General features: G+C 71.9%; 13 protein-coding genes and 1 tRNA gene. 9 read left to right on the forward strand and 5 right to left on the reverse strand.

Translation table 11 applies throughout. The features are described 5' to 3' along the window. The first annotated feature begins 209 nt into the window (after positions 1-209). Genes AB0M82_RS26635 through AB0M82_RS26645 form a run of 3 tightly spaced genes read left to right on the forward strand, consistent with a single transcriptional unit; the run spans position 210 to position 3,861 of the window. Complete coding sequence (locus AB0M82_RS26635) at positions 210-2,090, forward strand: glycosyltransferase family 39 protein (RefSeq protein ID WP_364727089.1); 1,881 nt, start codon at positions 210-212, stop codon at positions 2,088-2,090. Between the two features lie 35 nt (positions 2,091-2,125). Beyond that, positions 2,126-2,782, forward strand: coding sequence for a response regulator transcription factor (locus tag AB0M82_RS26640; protein ID WP_364727092.1), 657 nt, complete (start codon positions 2,126-2,128; stop codon positions 2,780-2,782). Further along, on the forward strand, positions 2,779-3,861 hold the full coding sequence (locus AB0M82_RS26645) for an ATP-binding protein (protein WP_364727094.1): 1,083 nt from the start codon (positions 2,779-2,781) through the stop codon (positions 3,859-3,861). Before AB0M82_RS26640 ends, AB0M82_RS26645 begins: the two co-directional genes overlap by 4 nt. A gap of 54 nt (positions 3,862-3,915) precedes the next feature. Here the strand turns inward: AB0M82_RS26645 and AB0M82_RS26650 are convergent, their stop codons facing one another. Beyond that, a complete protein-coding gene (locus AB0M82_RS26650) occupies positions 3,916-5,007 on the reverse strand; it encodes a dihydrofolate reductase family protein (RefSeq protein ID WP_364727097.1) in 1,092 nt (363 codons plus the stop codon). Between the two features lie 86 nt (positions 5,008-5,093). Here AB0M82_RS26650 and AB0M82_RS26655 point away from each other — a divergent pair, with 86 nt between their 5' ends. Beyond that, entirely contained in the window at positions 5,094-5,342 is a 249-nt protein-coding gene (locus tag AB0M82_RS26655; RefSeq protein ID WP_364727100.1) for a hypothetical protein, read from the forward strand. A gap of 8 nt (positions 5,343-5,350) precedes the next feature. On the opposite strand, the gene AB0M82_RS26660 is transcribed toward AB0M82_RS26655, so the two are convergent. The 3 genes from AB0M82_RS26660 to AB0M82_RS26670 all read right to left on the reverse strand — a co-directional run bounded on the left by AB0M82_RS26660 (position 5,351) and on the right by AB0M82_RS26670 (position 8,560). Continuing rightward, positions 5,351-6,583: an aldehyde dehydrogenase family protein gene (locus AB0M82_RS26660; protein ID WP_364727103.1), complete on the reverse strand. Its 1,233-nt coding sequence runs from the start codon at positions 6,581-6,583 to the stop codon at positions 5,351-5,353. 100 nt (positions 6,584-6,683) lie between these two features. Next, complete coding sequence (locus AB0M82_RS26665) at positions 6,684-7,466, reverse strand: M50 family metallopeptidase (protein WP_364727105.1); 783 nt, start codon at positions 7,464-7,466, stop codon at positions 6,684-6,686. 197 nt (positions 7,467-7,663) lie between these two features. Beyond that, the gene (locus AB0M82_RS26670; protein ID WP_364727358.1) at positions 7,664-8,560 is read right to left on the reverse strand and encodes a DNA-3-methyladenine glycosylase 2 family protein; all 897 of its coding nucleotides are present in this window, start codon (positions 8,558-8,560) and stop codon (positions 7,664-7,666) included. Positions 8,561-8,729: 169 nt separating this feature from the next. Between AB0M82_RS26670 and AB0M82_RS26675 the strand changes: the two genes are divergently transcribed. The 3 genes from AB0M82_RS26675 to AB0M82_RS26685 all read left to right on the forward strand — a co-directional run bounded on the left by AB0M82_RS26675 (position 8,730) and on the right by AB0M82_RS26685 (position 11,975). Beyond that, positions 8,730-9,488, forward strand: coding sequence for a methyltransferase domain-containing protein (locus AB0M82_RS26675; RefSeq protein ID WP_364727108.1), 759 nt, complete (start codon positions 8,730-8,732; stop codon positions 9,486-9,488). A 40-nt stretch (positions 9,489-9,528) separates the two neighbouring features. Further along, entirely contained in the window at positions 9,529-10,851 is a 1,323-nt protein-coding gene (locus tag AB0M82_RS26680; protein WP_364727110.1) for a M20 family metallopeptidase, read from the forward strand. Positions 10,852-10,949: 98 nt separating this feature from the next. Further along, complete coding sequence (locus AB0M82_RS26685; RefSeq protein WP_364727112.1) at positions 10,950-11,975, forward strand: trypsin-like peptidase domain-containing protein; 1,026 nt, start codon at positions 10,950-10,952, stop codon at positions 11,973-11,975. A gap of 137 nt (positions 11,976-12,112) precedes the next feature. On the opposite strand, the gene AB0M82_RS26690 is transcribed toward AB0M82_RS26685, so the two are convergent. Beyond that, positions 12,113-12,487 (reverse strand): DUF3224 domain-containing protein, encoded by a 375-nt coding sequence (locus AB0M82_RS26690; protein WP_364727114.1) that lies wholly within the window; start codon positions 12,485-12,487, stop codon positions 12,113-12,115. A gap of 195 nt (positions 12,488-12,682) precedes the next feature. Here AB0M82_RS26690 and orn point away from each other — a divergent pair, with 195 nt between their 5' ends. Continuing rightward, complete coding sequence (orn, locus tag AB0M82_RS26695) at positions 12,683-13,291, forward strand: oligoribonuclease (protein ID WP_364727116.1); 609 nt, start codon at positions 12,683-12,685, stop codon at positions 13,289-13,291. Positions 13,292-13,367: 76 nt separating this feature from the next. Next, a tRNA-His gene (locus AB0M82_RS26700) sits at positions 13,368-13,443 on the forward strand. Positions 13,444-13,586 lie beyond the last annotated feature (143 nt).

A 13,586-nucleotide genomic window follows, 5' to 3' on the forward strand; every position in this document is an offset into this window, starting at 1 on the left:
CTGGTGGTCGTCGGATCGCACGGCCGGGGCGGCGCGACCGCGCTCGGCGAGGGACTCTATGTCCCTCAATGGGCCATTCACGGCTGTGGGCGAGCACCTGAAACCGGGCCAATCGGGCAGCTTGGCAGCTCGCTGCCGCAGCTAACTGCCCGGCCTTGCCCCTCGCAGCGGAAACGCTCGGGAAACGCGGGTCCCGGTTGGGTGGCGGCATGATCACCGCCGTTCACCGGAAGACCCGCTCCTGGGCGCTTCCCCTCATCTGCCTCGGCGCCGCCGTCCTCTACGCGTGGAAGATCGGCGACGGCCAGCTCGGCAACACCTACTACTCGGCCGCCGTCAAGTCGATGACCGGTGGCTTCACGAACTTCCTCTTCGGCTCGTTCGACCCCTACGGCGTCGTCACGGTCGACAAACCGCCGATGGCCCTGTGGCCCCAGGCGCTCTCGGCGCTGATCTTCGGCTACCACGGCTGGGCATTGCTCCTGCCCCAGGTCATCGAGGGCGTCGCGGCGGTCTTCCTGCTCCACCGCACGGTGCGACGGTGGGCCGGGGAGAACGTCGCCCTGCTGGCCGCGGTGATCCTGGCGCTCACGCCCATCACGGTGGTCATCAACCGTGGCAACAACCCGGACACGCTGCTCGTGCTGTTCCTGGTCGCCGCCGCGTACGCCCTCACCCGCGCGATCGAAGGACAGCGGACGTGGCTGTGGTGGTGCGCCTTCTTCGTCGGCTGCGGCTTCCTGACCAAGATGCTGCAGGCGTGGATCATCGTGCCCGCACTGGTGCTCGCGTACCTGGCCGGGACGACCGGGCCATGGAAACGCCGTCTGCTGGACGTCCTCGGCGCCGGCGTCGTGCTGGTCGTCTCGTCGTTCTGGTGGATCGCCCTGCACGACTGGTGGCCCGGTGCCAAGCCGTACATGGGCGGCGGCAAGGACGGCACCGCCTGGGACCTCGTCTTCGGCTACAACGGCTTCGGCCGCATCTCCGGCGGCAGCGGGGGCGGCGGCATGATCACCGTGCAGAACGGCGTGACGAGGTCGGGGTCGTTCGGCGGCGACCCCGGGCCGGGCCGGATGTTCAACGACCTCGTCGGCGGGCAGATCTCGTGGCTGCTGCCGCTGTCGCTGCTCGTCCTGGTCGTGGTCGTCGTGTCGAGATCGTGGGGCGACCCGCGGCACCGCGCCGGCTGGGTGCTGTGGGGTGGCTGGCTGCTGGTGACCGCGCTGGTCTTCAGCTTCGCCGGCGGCATCTGGCACCCGTACTACACGACGGCGATGGCGCCCGCCGTCGCCGCGGTCTCCGCCGCGGGTCTCGCGCTGCTGTGGCGGCGCTCTCCGCGCGTCGGGCTACCGGTCGCGATCGCGCTCACCGCGGCCTGGGCGTTCGTGCTGGCTTCACGGGACACCTCGTTCCACGGCTGGACCCGGTGGGCAGTAATCGGCACGGCCGTCGCCGCCATCGCCGGCCTGGTGGCCGGCCGGAGCCGGTCGACGCTCGTGGCCGGGCTCGTGCCGCTGCTGCTCACGCCCGCCGTGTGGTCGTCCGCCGCCGCGCAGAGCACGTCGACGGGCACGCTGCCCGCCGCGGGGCCCGCCCCGGCCGGCCCCGGGCCGACGCCAGGACCGGCGCCGTCACCAGGCGGCCCCCGGCCCCAGCTGGTGCTCGGCGGGGGCGGCGGCGGCGCCAAGCTGTCCGACGAGCAGCGGCGCATCCTCGACTACGCCCGCGAGAACGGGACCGAGATCACGTTGGCGGTGAACAGCGAAGCGGGTTCGGTCGCGCCGTTCATCATCGGCTCGGACGCGACGGTGATCGGCATGGGCGGCTTCAGCGGCCGCGACGACGCGCCCTCGATCGCGCAGCTCGAACGCTGGCTCGCCGAAGGCAAGCTGCGGTTCGTGCTGAGCGGACGGGCCGCTCCGGGCGAGCCCCCGCGGAGCCCCGTCCAGGAGGACCGCCGGCGCTGGATCGAACAGCACTGCGCGATCGTCGACCCCGCCGCGTACGGCGGGCGGTCCGCCCCGGGTGCCGGGCCTGGAGGCGGCCCGGTGCGCCTCGGTACGGCGGACACCCTCTACCGGTGCTAACGCCGAAGAAACACCGGCGCGGCGATCATGGCGGCATGCGGGTCCTGGTGGTGGAGGACGAGCCGATGCTCGCGGACGCGATCGCGGAGTGGCTGCGCGACGAGTCCCATGCCGTCGACCTCGCCCACGACGGCGCCGCGGCGCTGGAGCGGATCGCCGTGCACGACTACGACGTCGTCGTGCTCGACCGGGACCTGCCGGTCGTGCACGGCGACGACGTCTGCCGCGAGCTGGTGGCGTCCGGGGCGGCCACGCGAGTGCTGATGCTGACGGCGGCCGCGGAGGTCATCGACCGCGTCGCCGGGCTGTCCCTCGGCGCCGACGACTACCTGACGAAGCCGTTCGCGTTTCCCGAACTGGCGGCCCGCATCCAGTCGCTGGGGCGGCGCTGCCGCCCGGCCGCGCCGCCGGTGCTGCGGCGCTCCGGGATCACGCTCGACCCGGCGCGGCACGAGGTGTTCCGCGACGGACGATACCTTCCACTGTCCAAAAAGGAGTTCGCCGTGCTCGCCGAGCTGCTGCGGGCCGACGGCGCCACCGTCTCCGCGGAACACCTGCTGGAAAAGGCGTGGGACGAGCACGCGGACCCGTTCACCGGCGCGGTCCGGCTCACCATCCTCAAGCTGCGCCGCAAGCTCGGTGACCCACCGCTGGTGGAGACGGTCACCGGGGTCGGCTACCGGCTCCAGTGAGCCTCCGGCTGCGGCTGACCGTGCTTTACGGCGGCCTGTTCCTGCTGGCGGGCGTGGTACTGCTGGGTGTCACCTACCTGCTGTTCACGCAGCAGGTGGGGCGGCGGGTCACGTTCATCACGGGCACCGTGCCGCCCAGCCTGTTCCCGCTGCCTTCCCCGGAGTCGCTCGACGAGCAGGCGCGGCAGGTGCGCGCGGCGGCCGCGACGTCGCTGCTGACGCAGGGGGCGATCGCGCTCGGCGCCGTGGCCGTGCTGGCGGCCGGGGTCGGCTGGCTGGTCGCGGGCCGCGCGCTCGCGCCGTTGCGCCGGGTCACCGACACCGCGCGCCGGATCGCGGCGGCGGCCGACCCGGGCGGGCACGAGCGCATCGCGCTGCGCGGGCCGGACGACGAGGTGAAGAACCTCGCCGACGCGTTCGACGTGATGGTCGAGCGGCTCGACCGGTCCTTCGACGCGCAGCGCCGTTTCGTCGCGAACGCCTCCCACGAACTGCGCACTCCGCTGACGCTCAACCGGTCCCTGGTCGAGGTGGCGATGCACCGCCGGACGGCGTCCGAGGACGTCCAGCAGCTCGGCGCCAAGCTGCTGCGGATCAACTCGCGGCACGAAAAGCTGATCACCGGGTTGCTGCTGCTGGCCCGGTCGGAGAGCGCGCTGACCGAACGGTGCCCGGTGGACCTGGCGGCGATCGCCGCGCACGTGGTGCCACCGGGCGTACAGGAAGACCTGGGCGAAGCGACGGCACTGGGCGACGCGCTCATGCTGGAGCGGCTGGTGCACAACCTCGTGGAGAACGGCCTCCGCCACAACATCGAGGGCGGCTGGGTCCGGGTGACGACCCGGACGCGGCGTGGCGGAGCCGAGCTGGAGGTGGCCAACAGCGGCCCGGTGATCCCGCCGGCGGAGGTGCCGGCGTTGTTCGACCCGTTCCACCGCCGGGCCCGGGTGGCCGCGGAGGGCGCCGGGCTGGGGTTGTCGATCGTCCGCTCGGTCGCCCACGCGCACGGCGGGGAGGTGACGGCCACGGCCCGGCCCGAAGGCGGTTTGGTGGTGGTCGTGACGCTGCCCGCGGGCTGAGCGTGCGTCATGCCCGGACACCTGGGCAGCGCGACCGCGTCTCGACGGCTTCGGTCAGAACTTCAGATGGGTGTTCTCGCGCTGGACCTCCGGAGTCAGCGCGGGCACCTCGACGACGTGCCGTCCGGCCTGCCGCAGCAGTTCGGTGCCCTGGGCGTCGACGAAGACCGGCGGTTCGCGCCACGCGAACACGACCCGGGGGATCCCCGCGTCGAGGATGAGCTGGGTGCAGGAGCGCGGGTGGGAATGCCGGTGGCTGCACGGTTCCAGCGAGCTGTACATGGTCGCGCCGGCCAGGCGCGGGTCGGCGGCGCACTTGGCGAGCGCGGCTTCTTCGGCGTGGTTCGCCGGGTCGCCCTCGCCGGAATGCCCGGTGGCGACGACCTCGCCGTCGGCGTCGACGATCACGGCCCCGACCCGGAAGGTGTGACTGGGCGGGCATTCGGCGGCGAGCGCGATGGCTTCCTTGAGCCGCTGCACGTCGCGGCCGGTCGGCTCGTCGGCGGCGCGGTATTCGAGGATCGCCATTCCCTGCAGTGCGCGGGCGCCGGTGAGCACCAGCGGGCGCGGGTAAAGCGCGGGCCCGACGAACCGCGGCGCGTCCGGCTGCCCGACGAAGAACGGCGCGATCGCGAGCCGCAGCTCATCGGCGAGACCTTCGGCCAGGAACCGGGTGTGGATCCCGCCGCCGCCCTCGACCAGCAGTTTCCCGATGCCGCGGGCACCTAGGTCGTCGAGGACGTGCCCGAAGCCGGGCGGATCCCCGGCGTCGACGACGGTGGCGACGTGCTTGAGCGCGTCAGCCGCTCCCGGCGGCGCGTAGACGATCTTTTCGGTGTCCCCGACGGTGAAGAACTGCGCGTCCGGATCGAGACCGCGGGTGGTCACGGTGACCTTGACGGGTTGTTCGGGCTTCCCCCGAGCGAGCCGTTGCCGCCGCAGCTCCGGCGACCGGACGAGCAGCCGCGGGTTGTCGGCCCGCACGGTCCCGGCCCCGACGAGGATGGCGTCCGCCTCGGCCCGCAACCGGTCGACGACGGCGAAATCGTCCTCAGTGGACAGCACGAGCCGCTCGGGCGAGGTGTCGTCGAGGTAGCCGTCGAGCGACTGCGCGGCGGAGAGCAGAACGTGCGGCCGGGAGATCACGCGGCACAGTATGCCGTAACGCCGTCGGCGATCCCGGCGTCCTACGACGTATCCCTGTCAAGTCCCACCCCCGGGAGCTGCGGAACATGACCACGCGAGGCTGGTACAAGGAACGGACGCTCACCACGGTCGACACCGTCGGCCGGGAGGTGCCGGTGACGACCGGCCTCACCCGCGACCCGGAAGGCCGCCTGGTCGCGGCGATCGCGATCAGCGACGGGCCGACCGCGATCTACCGCCACTCCGGCGACACCGGCGACCGGACCGAGCTGGTCGCCAATCTCACGGCCACCGCGAAGGAGCTCCGCGGGCTCGCGGACGCCCCGCCCCGGTAGCCGCCGGCTCAGGCAGGCAGGACGGCGTACTGGCGGACGTAGAGGTCCGTGTACGTCACCGGACCCCGGGGGCCGGGCACCTTGTCGAGGTTGATGCCGGTTTCCGGCACCGCCAGGAGCTTGAAGCCGTCGAGGAGCCGGGTCGGGGCGTTCCAGAAGACGCCCGTGCCGGTGTAGCCGTCGAAGAAGGCGTCGGCGGCCGCCTCGTCCTCGGTGGCGATACCCGCCGCCAGGCCCGACGTCCGCTCGTTGGCGATCTCGACGGCGTCGGCGAGCGCGCCGACCTTGGCGACCGTGACGGTCGCTTCCCGGTCGGAGTCCAGCGCCCACTCGTAGCCGATGGGGTGCTCGTGCGGCGCCAGCGACGGCGTGACCCCCCGCTCGGCGAGCGCGTCCTCGATCGCGGGCCAGACCTCGTCGTGGATGCCCTCGTGGATGAGCAGCAGGTTCAGCCGGTTGCAGACGCCCAGCCGGTCGAGGCTGGCGTAGACCAGGTCACGCGCCTTCGTGACGTCCGCCCCGCGATCGACGTACAGGACGCCGCCACCGTCGGCGTGGGCCAGCGTGCGCACGCCGTGCACGGCCGCCTCGGTCGCGAGGGCCCGGGTGCTGTCGCCGCTGCCGCGCAGGATCACCAGCGGCACCAGGTCCGGCAGCCGCACCAGCGCGGACGCCGCCTCGCGCTCCACCCGCGGCACGAGCTGGACGCAGTCCGCGTCGATGCCCGCCTCCGCCAGCGCCGGGGCGACGACGACCTCCCGCAGCCGCTGGGCCGAGCCGAGCGCGGCCGAACCCGTACGCAGCACCCCGCCGTTGCGCGACTTGACCAGCTGCGACGCCACGTCGACGGTCACGTTCGGCCGCGCCTCGTAGTTCGCGCCGATCACGCCGACCGGACGCCGCCGCTCGACCAGCCGCAGCCCACCGTCCAGGGTGGACACCTCGACCGAGCGCTCCTGGTGCGGGGCGCCGGCGAGCAGCCGCAGCTGCTCGGCCATGCCGGCGAGACGTTCGGGGGTGATGGTGAGCCGGTCGAGCAGGCCGGCGCTCATCCCGTCGGCCTTCGCGCGCTCGACGTCGGCCTGGTTCGCCTCCAGGATCTCGTCGCGGTGCGCGAGCAGCCGCTCCGCCATCCCGGTCAGCGCGGCGTCGACCGCCTCCGCACTCGCGGCGGCGAGCGACGGCGCGGCCAGCTTCGCCGCCCGTGCGCACTCCTCGACGGCCTTGGCGACCTCGTCCATCGTTCGGCTCCCTCCGCGCGGACCAGCGAGAGACCCAGTTTGCCGCATGCGCGCGACCGGGTGGCCAGGGGCTCCACCGGCGTCGGCGCCCGGCTCGCCTTCATACGGCGATCGGCTCCAGCAGCCACAGCCCACCGGCGATCAGGCAGCTGACCGTCGCGACGACGAACACCAGCACCCACAGCACCGGCGGCACCGCGGTGAGCCGGCCCAGCTGGTCGGCGTCGGAGTCCCGGGCCTGCCCGCGCCGCCGCTTGACCTGCAGCTCGACCACCGGCCGTACGCCGCCGAACAGCAGGAACCACGTCACGAGGTAGCTGAACGGAGCCTGGACCTCCACCGGCGCGACGAACGCGACCAGCGCGAGCACCGCCGCACTGGCGACGACGGTGAACACCCCGTAGGCGTTGCGCACCATCACCAGCACGCCGAGCAGCAGCAGCGCGATCAGGACGAGGACCGTGCCGACCAGGTCGGCGCCCAGCAGACTGGCGAACAGCAGCCCCAGCACCGACGGCGCCAGGTACCCGGCCATCGCGGTGAACGCCATCCCCGGCCCCTCGGGCTTGCCGCGCGAGACGGTGACGCCCGAGGTGTCCGAGTGCAGCTTGATGCCCTGCAGACGCCGTCCGACCAGCACCGCGGCCAGCGCGTGGCCGGCCTCGTGCACGATCGTCACGACGTTGCGCGCACGCCGCCACGGCGTGCCGCCGATCAGCACGACCAGCAGGGCCACACCGCCGGCGACCAGCGTGATCACCGCGGGGGTCTGGGCCTGTTCGAGCAGCGAACCGGCCGGCGAGGTGTCGGCGGCGGCCGCGTGGAAAGCCGACAGGGTGTCACCGGAACGGCCACCGAGCGCGAGTTGAACGGGCGAGCTCACCCGGACACCTCACCACAGGCGACATCTGGCTACCGTGAGTCCCCACCGCTCGCCGTTGCACGGCTTCCGGTATTGGGTCGTCGCGTTCTCCTTTCCTGGTGTCGTGGGTCTGCGCCGAGTCTCACGGTCGATGAAGCCGCCGCATCGACCACGAGTTCCGATCGCGCGACCTGAGCAGCCGCGACTCGGGGGTCAGTTCATCGCGACTCCCGCATCCGCGCCTCGCCTTCGACGCGGAACAGGAACGACACCCAGCTCCGGAACGGCGCCCACGCTTCCGCGATCTCCGCCAGCTCCGCGACTCCCGCGTCCGGGAGGTGATACGCGTCGCGCATGATCTCGTGGAGGCGGCTTTCGCCGCGGGGGAAGACGTCCGGGTGGCCGGCGCCGCGGATCAGGATCAGCTCCGCGCTGAACCGCCCGATTCCCGGGAGCAGCCGCAGCTGGTTCAGCGCCTCCTCCGCCGGCATCGCCCGCAACGCGGCCGCGTCCAGCATTCCGGCGGCCGCCGCCTCGCCGATGGCCCGCAGGCGTGGCACCTTCGGCCCCGGCAGCCCTGGCAGGTACTCCAGCTTCGCCAGCACCGCGGGTGGCGGGAAGGACGCCAGCACGCTGCCACCGACGTCGACCTCCGTGCCGTGGCGCTCGGTCAGCCGGCGGCGCAGCCGGACCGCCTGGGTCATCCAGATCCGGTGGCTCAGCACCGCCCAGCAAGCCGCCTCGTACGGCGACGCGAACAGCACCGGCCGCAGGCCCGGATGCAGACCCCGCAGCAGCGAAACGACCGGGTCGCGGTCACCGACGCCCGGGAACGCGGTGCCGTCGACGTCCAGCGAGCACATCCGCCGCACCTGCGCCACCACCGCGTCGGCGTGCCCGGCCGGGCCGTGGACCTCGACCGTCACCTCGCCGGGCGATCTCTGTCTCAGCACCGCCCCCACGGGTGTCCACTCGCCGTCGAGCGGGAACGCCACCCGGAGCGCGCCGGGCTCCGCTTCCGGCTGCCCGGCGGGGGCGAAGCCGGTCAGGAACCGGGCCGCCGCGGCCAGGTCGAACTCGCCGCGGACCGCGATCGTGCTGCCTGCCATGGCCATCGTCATCTCGTCCTCCTCGGATCGGGAACCTTGGCCGCGACGCTAGGAAGGAGCACCGACAATTTCGGGACTCGAACGCCCGGACCCGGGTTTGTTCACTCGATCGAGTGGCGGTGCCGCAGGGCGACGGATTGGGCATACTGCCGGTATCCGAACCTCGGGAGGGCCCGTGCCGACCAGCCGAACCACCGCCCTCGCCCGCCTCGGCGCCCTGCTGGAGACGCCCGCGGAGACCGGCGACGGCTTCCTCGACCTGCTGGGCGCCGCGAACCAGGCCGGCCCGCCGACCGGGCTCACCCAGCGCCTGATGCGCACGACCCTGCTCCCGCAGATCTACGAGCGGTACTGGCGCCCCGCGCTCGGCCGCGCGCTCAAGGGCCCGTTCGGCCCCAGCATGGCGGGCGAAGTCCGGCTCGCGACCGAGTTCCTGCGGCCGCGCCCCGGAGACACGGTGCTCGACGTCGCCTGCGGCACCGGCCGGTTCACCCGCGCGTTCGGCGCGGCGGTCGGCCCGGACGGGCTCGCGATCGGCCTCGACGGCGCGCGCACGATGCTGACCAAGGCCGTCGCCGAAGGCGGCCCGGACACCCTCGCCTACCTGCGCGCGGACGCGGTGCGCCTTCCGCTGAAGGAGTCCACTGTGGACGGCGTCTGCTGCTTCGCCGCGCTCCACATGTTCGCCGAGCCGGAAACGGCGCTGGACTCCTTCGCGCGCGTCCTGAAACCCGAGGGCCGGATCGTGCTGCTGACGACCGCCCGCCGCGGCCGGCAGCCCGCGCGGCTGCTCGAGTCGGCCGGCGGGATCGTGAGCGGGCAACGGATGTTCGACCGGGGCGAGATCGCGGCGAGCCTGCGCGCCCGCGGCTTCACGGGGATCACCGAACGGTACGCCGGGGTCACGCAGATCGTGGCGGGCCGGCTGGGCTGAGCGGCGCGGATTGTCGGGGGTGGCGGTTAGCATCGCCCCCATGACCACCGCCGATCCCGTCCCGCCCGACGACAGCTACCTGCATTCCCTGGTCGAGGCCACCGCCGACGCCGTCGCGGCCGCCGAACCGCTGTCCTCCCCGCACCCCGGCGCGGACGAGGCGACCCGGGCCGAAGTGACCGCCGCCGTCGAGCGCGCCTCGCCCGATCTGGTGGCGTTGAGCCAAGATCTGCACGCCCACCCGGAGGAGGGGTTCGCCGAGCACCGCTCGGTCCGCGCCCTCGCGGACCTCCTAAAGCGCCACGGCCACGAAGCGACCGTCGGCGTCGGCGGGCTCGACACAGCGCTGCGCGTGAGCACCCCCGGCACGACGGGCCCGCACATCGCCGTCCTCGCCGAGTACGACGCGCTGCCCGGCCTCGGCCACGCGTGCGGCCACAACATCATCTGCACCACCGCGGCGGGCGGTTTCCTCGGCGCCGCGAAGGTCGCCGAGCGGCTCGGCGGCCGCGTCAGCCTCATCGGCACCCCGGCCGAGGAAGGCGGAGGCGGCAAGGAGATCCTCGCCCGGGCCGGCGTGTTCGACGACGTCGACGCGGCGATCATGCTGCACCCGTTCAGCCACGACATCGCGCTGCACCCGTTCCTCGGCCGCCGTCAGCTGGAGATGGTCTTCCACGGCGTCGGCGCGCACGCGTCGGCCCAGCCGTTCATGGGCCGCAACGCGCTCGACGCCGCCGTCGCCGCCTACCAGGGCGTCTCGGCATTGCGCCAGCAACTCCCGCAGAGCGACCGAGTCCACGGCGTGTTCACCGACGGCGGCGCCCGGCCGAACGTCATCCCGGCCCGCGCCGCGCTGCTGTTCTACCTCCGCTCCCAAAACCCGGAGACACTGCGCGACCTCGCCGCCCGGATGACGTCGATCGCGGAAGGCGCGGCGGCGATGACCGGCTGCGGTGTCGAGCTGATCTGGGATGCTCAGGCCGCCTACCTGCCGATCCGGTTCAACACCGCGCTCGCCGGGCGCTGGTCGGTCAACCAGGCGGGCACCGGCCGCAAGCCGCTCCCGCCGGGCATCGTGCCGGAGTCGCTCACCGGGTCCACCGACCTCGGAAACATCTCGTACCGCGTTCCCGCATTGCATCCGATGCTGGCCGTCTCGGGTCCGACGGTCGCGTTGCACACCAAGGAGTTCGCGGCCGCGGCCGGATCGTCCACCGGGGACGCGGCGGTCCGCGACGGAGCGCTGGGACTGGCCCTGACCGCCGCGGACTACCTCGGCGACGCCGAACTGCGGCAGGCGGTGCACGACGAGTTCGAAGCGGCGGGAGGCGCGCTGGACGTACCTTCCTTCTTCGCCTGATGCCTGAGGAACTCCTGAGATTTCTCAGGAGATTCTTCTCAGCAAAGCCTGAGGTATTTCCACAGGCTGCTCACAAGCACGGGCGCGAATCTTGTCCCATGACCGAGAACGAGAGTCGGCCCGGCCCCGCCTCACCCGGTGGGCACCAGCCGCACCAGAGCACCCAGCAGTACGGGCCGTACGCGCAGTACGGCTACCAGCAGCAGCCGGCGCCGAATCCGCTCTTCGCCCCGCAGCCGCAAGGCCCTCAGATCCCCACGGCGCTGAAGGCCAAGCCGCGCAAGGGCGGCCGCGTCGCGATGATCGTCAGTGCGACCGCACTCGGCGCCGCGCTGGTCGGCGGCGTCGGCGGCGCCGCGATCGTCGGGCTCACCACGACCTCGGCGGACGGCACGACGTCGGTGAGCACGCCGGCCGCGAACGGGCAGCCGGTCTCGAATTCGAACTCGAACCCGGGTGACGTGAGCGCCGTCGCGGCGAAGGTGACGCCGAGCGTCGTCCAGATCAACGTCACCACCGACCAAGGTGAGGCCATCGGCTCCGGCGTCATCCTCACTTCGGACGGCCGGATCCTGACGAACGCGCACGTCGTCGACGGCGCCCAGAACGTCGTGATCACCACGTCCGACGGCAAGAAGTACCAGGCCAGTGTGGTCGGCGCGGACACGAAGGCGGACATCGCGGTGGTGCAGGCGAAGAACGCCGGCGGCTTGACGGCCGCGACCCTGGGCGACTCGAGCAAGCTGGTCGTCGGCCAGGAGGTCGTCGCCATCGGCTCGCCGGGCGGGCTGCAGAACACCGTCACCACCGGCATCGTCAGCGCGCTCAACCGGAACCTGTCCGACATCGGCCAAGGCCGGCAGCAACAGCAGTCGCCCTTCAGCCGCACCTCGAACGAGTCCGAGGATTCGCCCAGCTACACCGCGATCCAGACCGACGCTTCGATCAACCAGGGCAACTCCGGGGGCGCGCTGGTCGACGCCCAGGGCAACGTGATCGGCATCAACTCGGCGCTCTACAGCCCGGCCGCGTCGGCCAACGGCTCGGCGGGCAGCGTCGGGATCGGCTTCGCCATCCCGATCGACGACGCCAAGAAGATCGTCGACCAGATCGTGAACAACTAGGCCCCGGACGGGCCGCTGTCGGGACGGTCCGTCCATTCCCCCCGCTTCCGGGAGCGGGGGCGCACCGCGAAGGCCGTTTCGAGAGTCAATCGGGGGCTCTCGAAACGGCCTTTGTGCTCTCTACAGCTCAGTGCCGGCTACAGCTCGTACGTGAGGGTCAAGGTGTGGTCCTCGCCGTCGATTTCGATGTTCGCCGTGCCGGAGATCCCGGTCAGCTCGCCGGAGCCGGAGCCGGTGAGGATCTTCAGCGTCTGGCCCGTGTCGTCGGCGGAGTGGTGCAGGACGAAGGCGCCCTTGCGCCCGTCGACCGAGACGTCGAAGCGTTCGAAAGCGACGTACGCGCGCGACGTCGCGTTGGACGCCGTCAGCAACTCGACGGTGCTGGTCCCCTCGACCGCCCCGGTGAACGTCTTCGCGATCGCCACCCGGGTGAACTCGGTGCCCGCGGCCTCGTCGGTCGCCTGCGTCTCCCACTTGTCGAGGACGAACGACGCGGTGGCGATGCTGGTCATGGCTGGTTTCCCCTGTCTTCGAAGTACCGTCCGCGCCAGCTTGACAGTCAAACCTGACAGATTACGTCAGGTATTTCTCACCGCGTCACCAGATCCTGTGTCCTGCACCACAGCCGAACCCTGGCGTGGCGCGTGTAACGCGCCGTACGCGCAGGTAACGCCACTCATTTCGCCGTGCCGGGTTAGGGTCACCAGGTGACCGACCGCCTAGTCTGGATCGACTGCGAAATGACGGGGCTCGACCTCGGCAAGGAAGCGTTGATCGAAATCGCCGCCCTCGTCACCGACGCGGAGCTGAACGTGCTCGGCGAAGGAGTCGACATCGTCATCCACGCCGACGAGGAAAAACTCGCCGGGATGCCCGAAGTCGTCCGCGAGATGCACGCCCACTCCGGCCTCACCGAAGAGGTCCGCCGCTCCACCGTGACCCTCGAAGAAGCCGAACAACGCGTCCTCGAGTACATCCGCGAGCACGTCCCCGAATCGGGCACCGCACCGCTCGCCGGCAACTCCATCGCCACCGATCGCGGCTTCATCTCCCGCGACATGCCGGCCCTCGACGCCCACCTGCACTACCGCATGGTCGACGTCTCCTCCGTCAAGGAACTCGTCCGCCGCTGGTACCCCCGCATCTACTACGCCAAGCCGGAGAAAGGCCTCGCCCACCGGGCGCTGGCCGACATCAAGGAATCCATCGGCGAACTCGACTACTACCGGCGCGTCGCCTTCGTCCCCCAACCCGGCCCCACCAGCGACGAAGCCAAAGCCGCCGCCGCTGAAGTGCAGGAACGGCACCAGAGGTAACCCCCTGCGAACCCCGCGAGGGCACCCGCTACGATTACTGCCAACGAGGTGATCGCAAGCGGTTCCCTCGCTGATGGTGGGCGTAGCTCAGCTGGTAGAGCACCTGGTTGTGGTCCAGGAGGTCGCGGGTTCGAAACCCGTCGCTCACCCCATCACCCCGGTTTGGTCGGAGCCTGGCGGCTCCTCCCCAAGCTGGGGTTTCGCCTTTCTGTGGGGCCGAGCCCCCACACCCCCGCCGGGGGCACGCCCCCGGACCCCCATCCGTGTAGTTACGTTTGTTCTCCGGGTGCGGTTT

It is taken from the genome of Amycolatopsis sp. NPDC051128, assembly GCF_040682715.1.
Taxonomy (GTDB): domain Bacteria; phylum Actinomycetota; class Actinomycetes; order Mycobacteriales; family Pseudonocardiaceae; genus Amycolatopsis.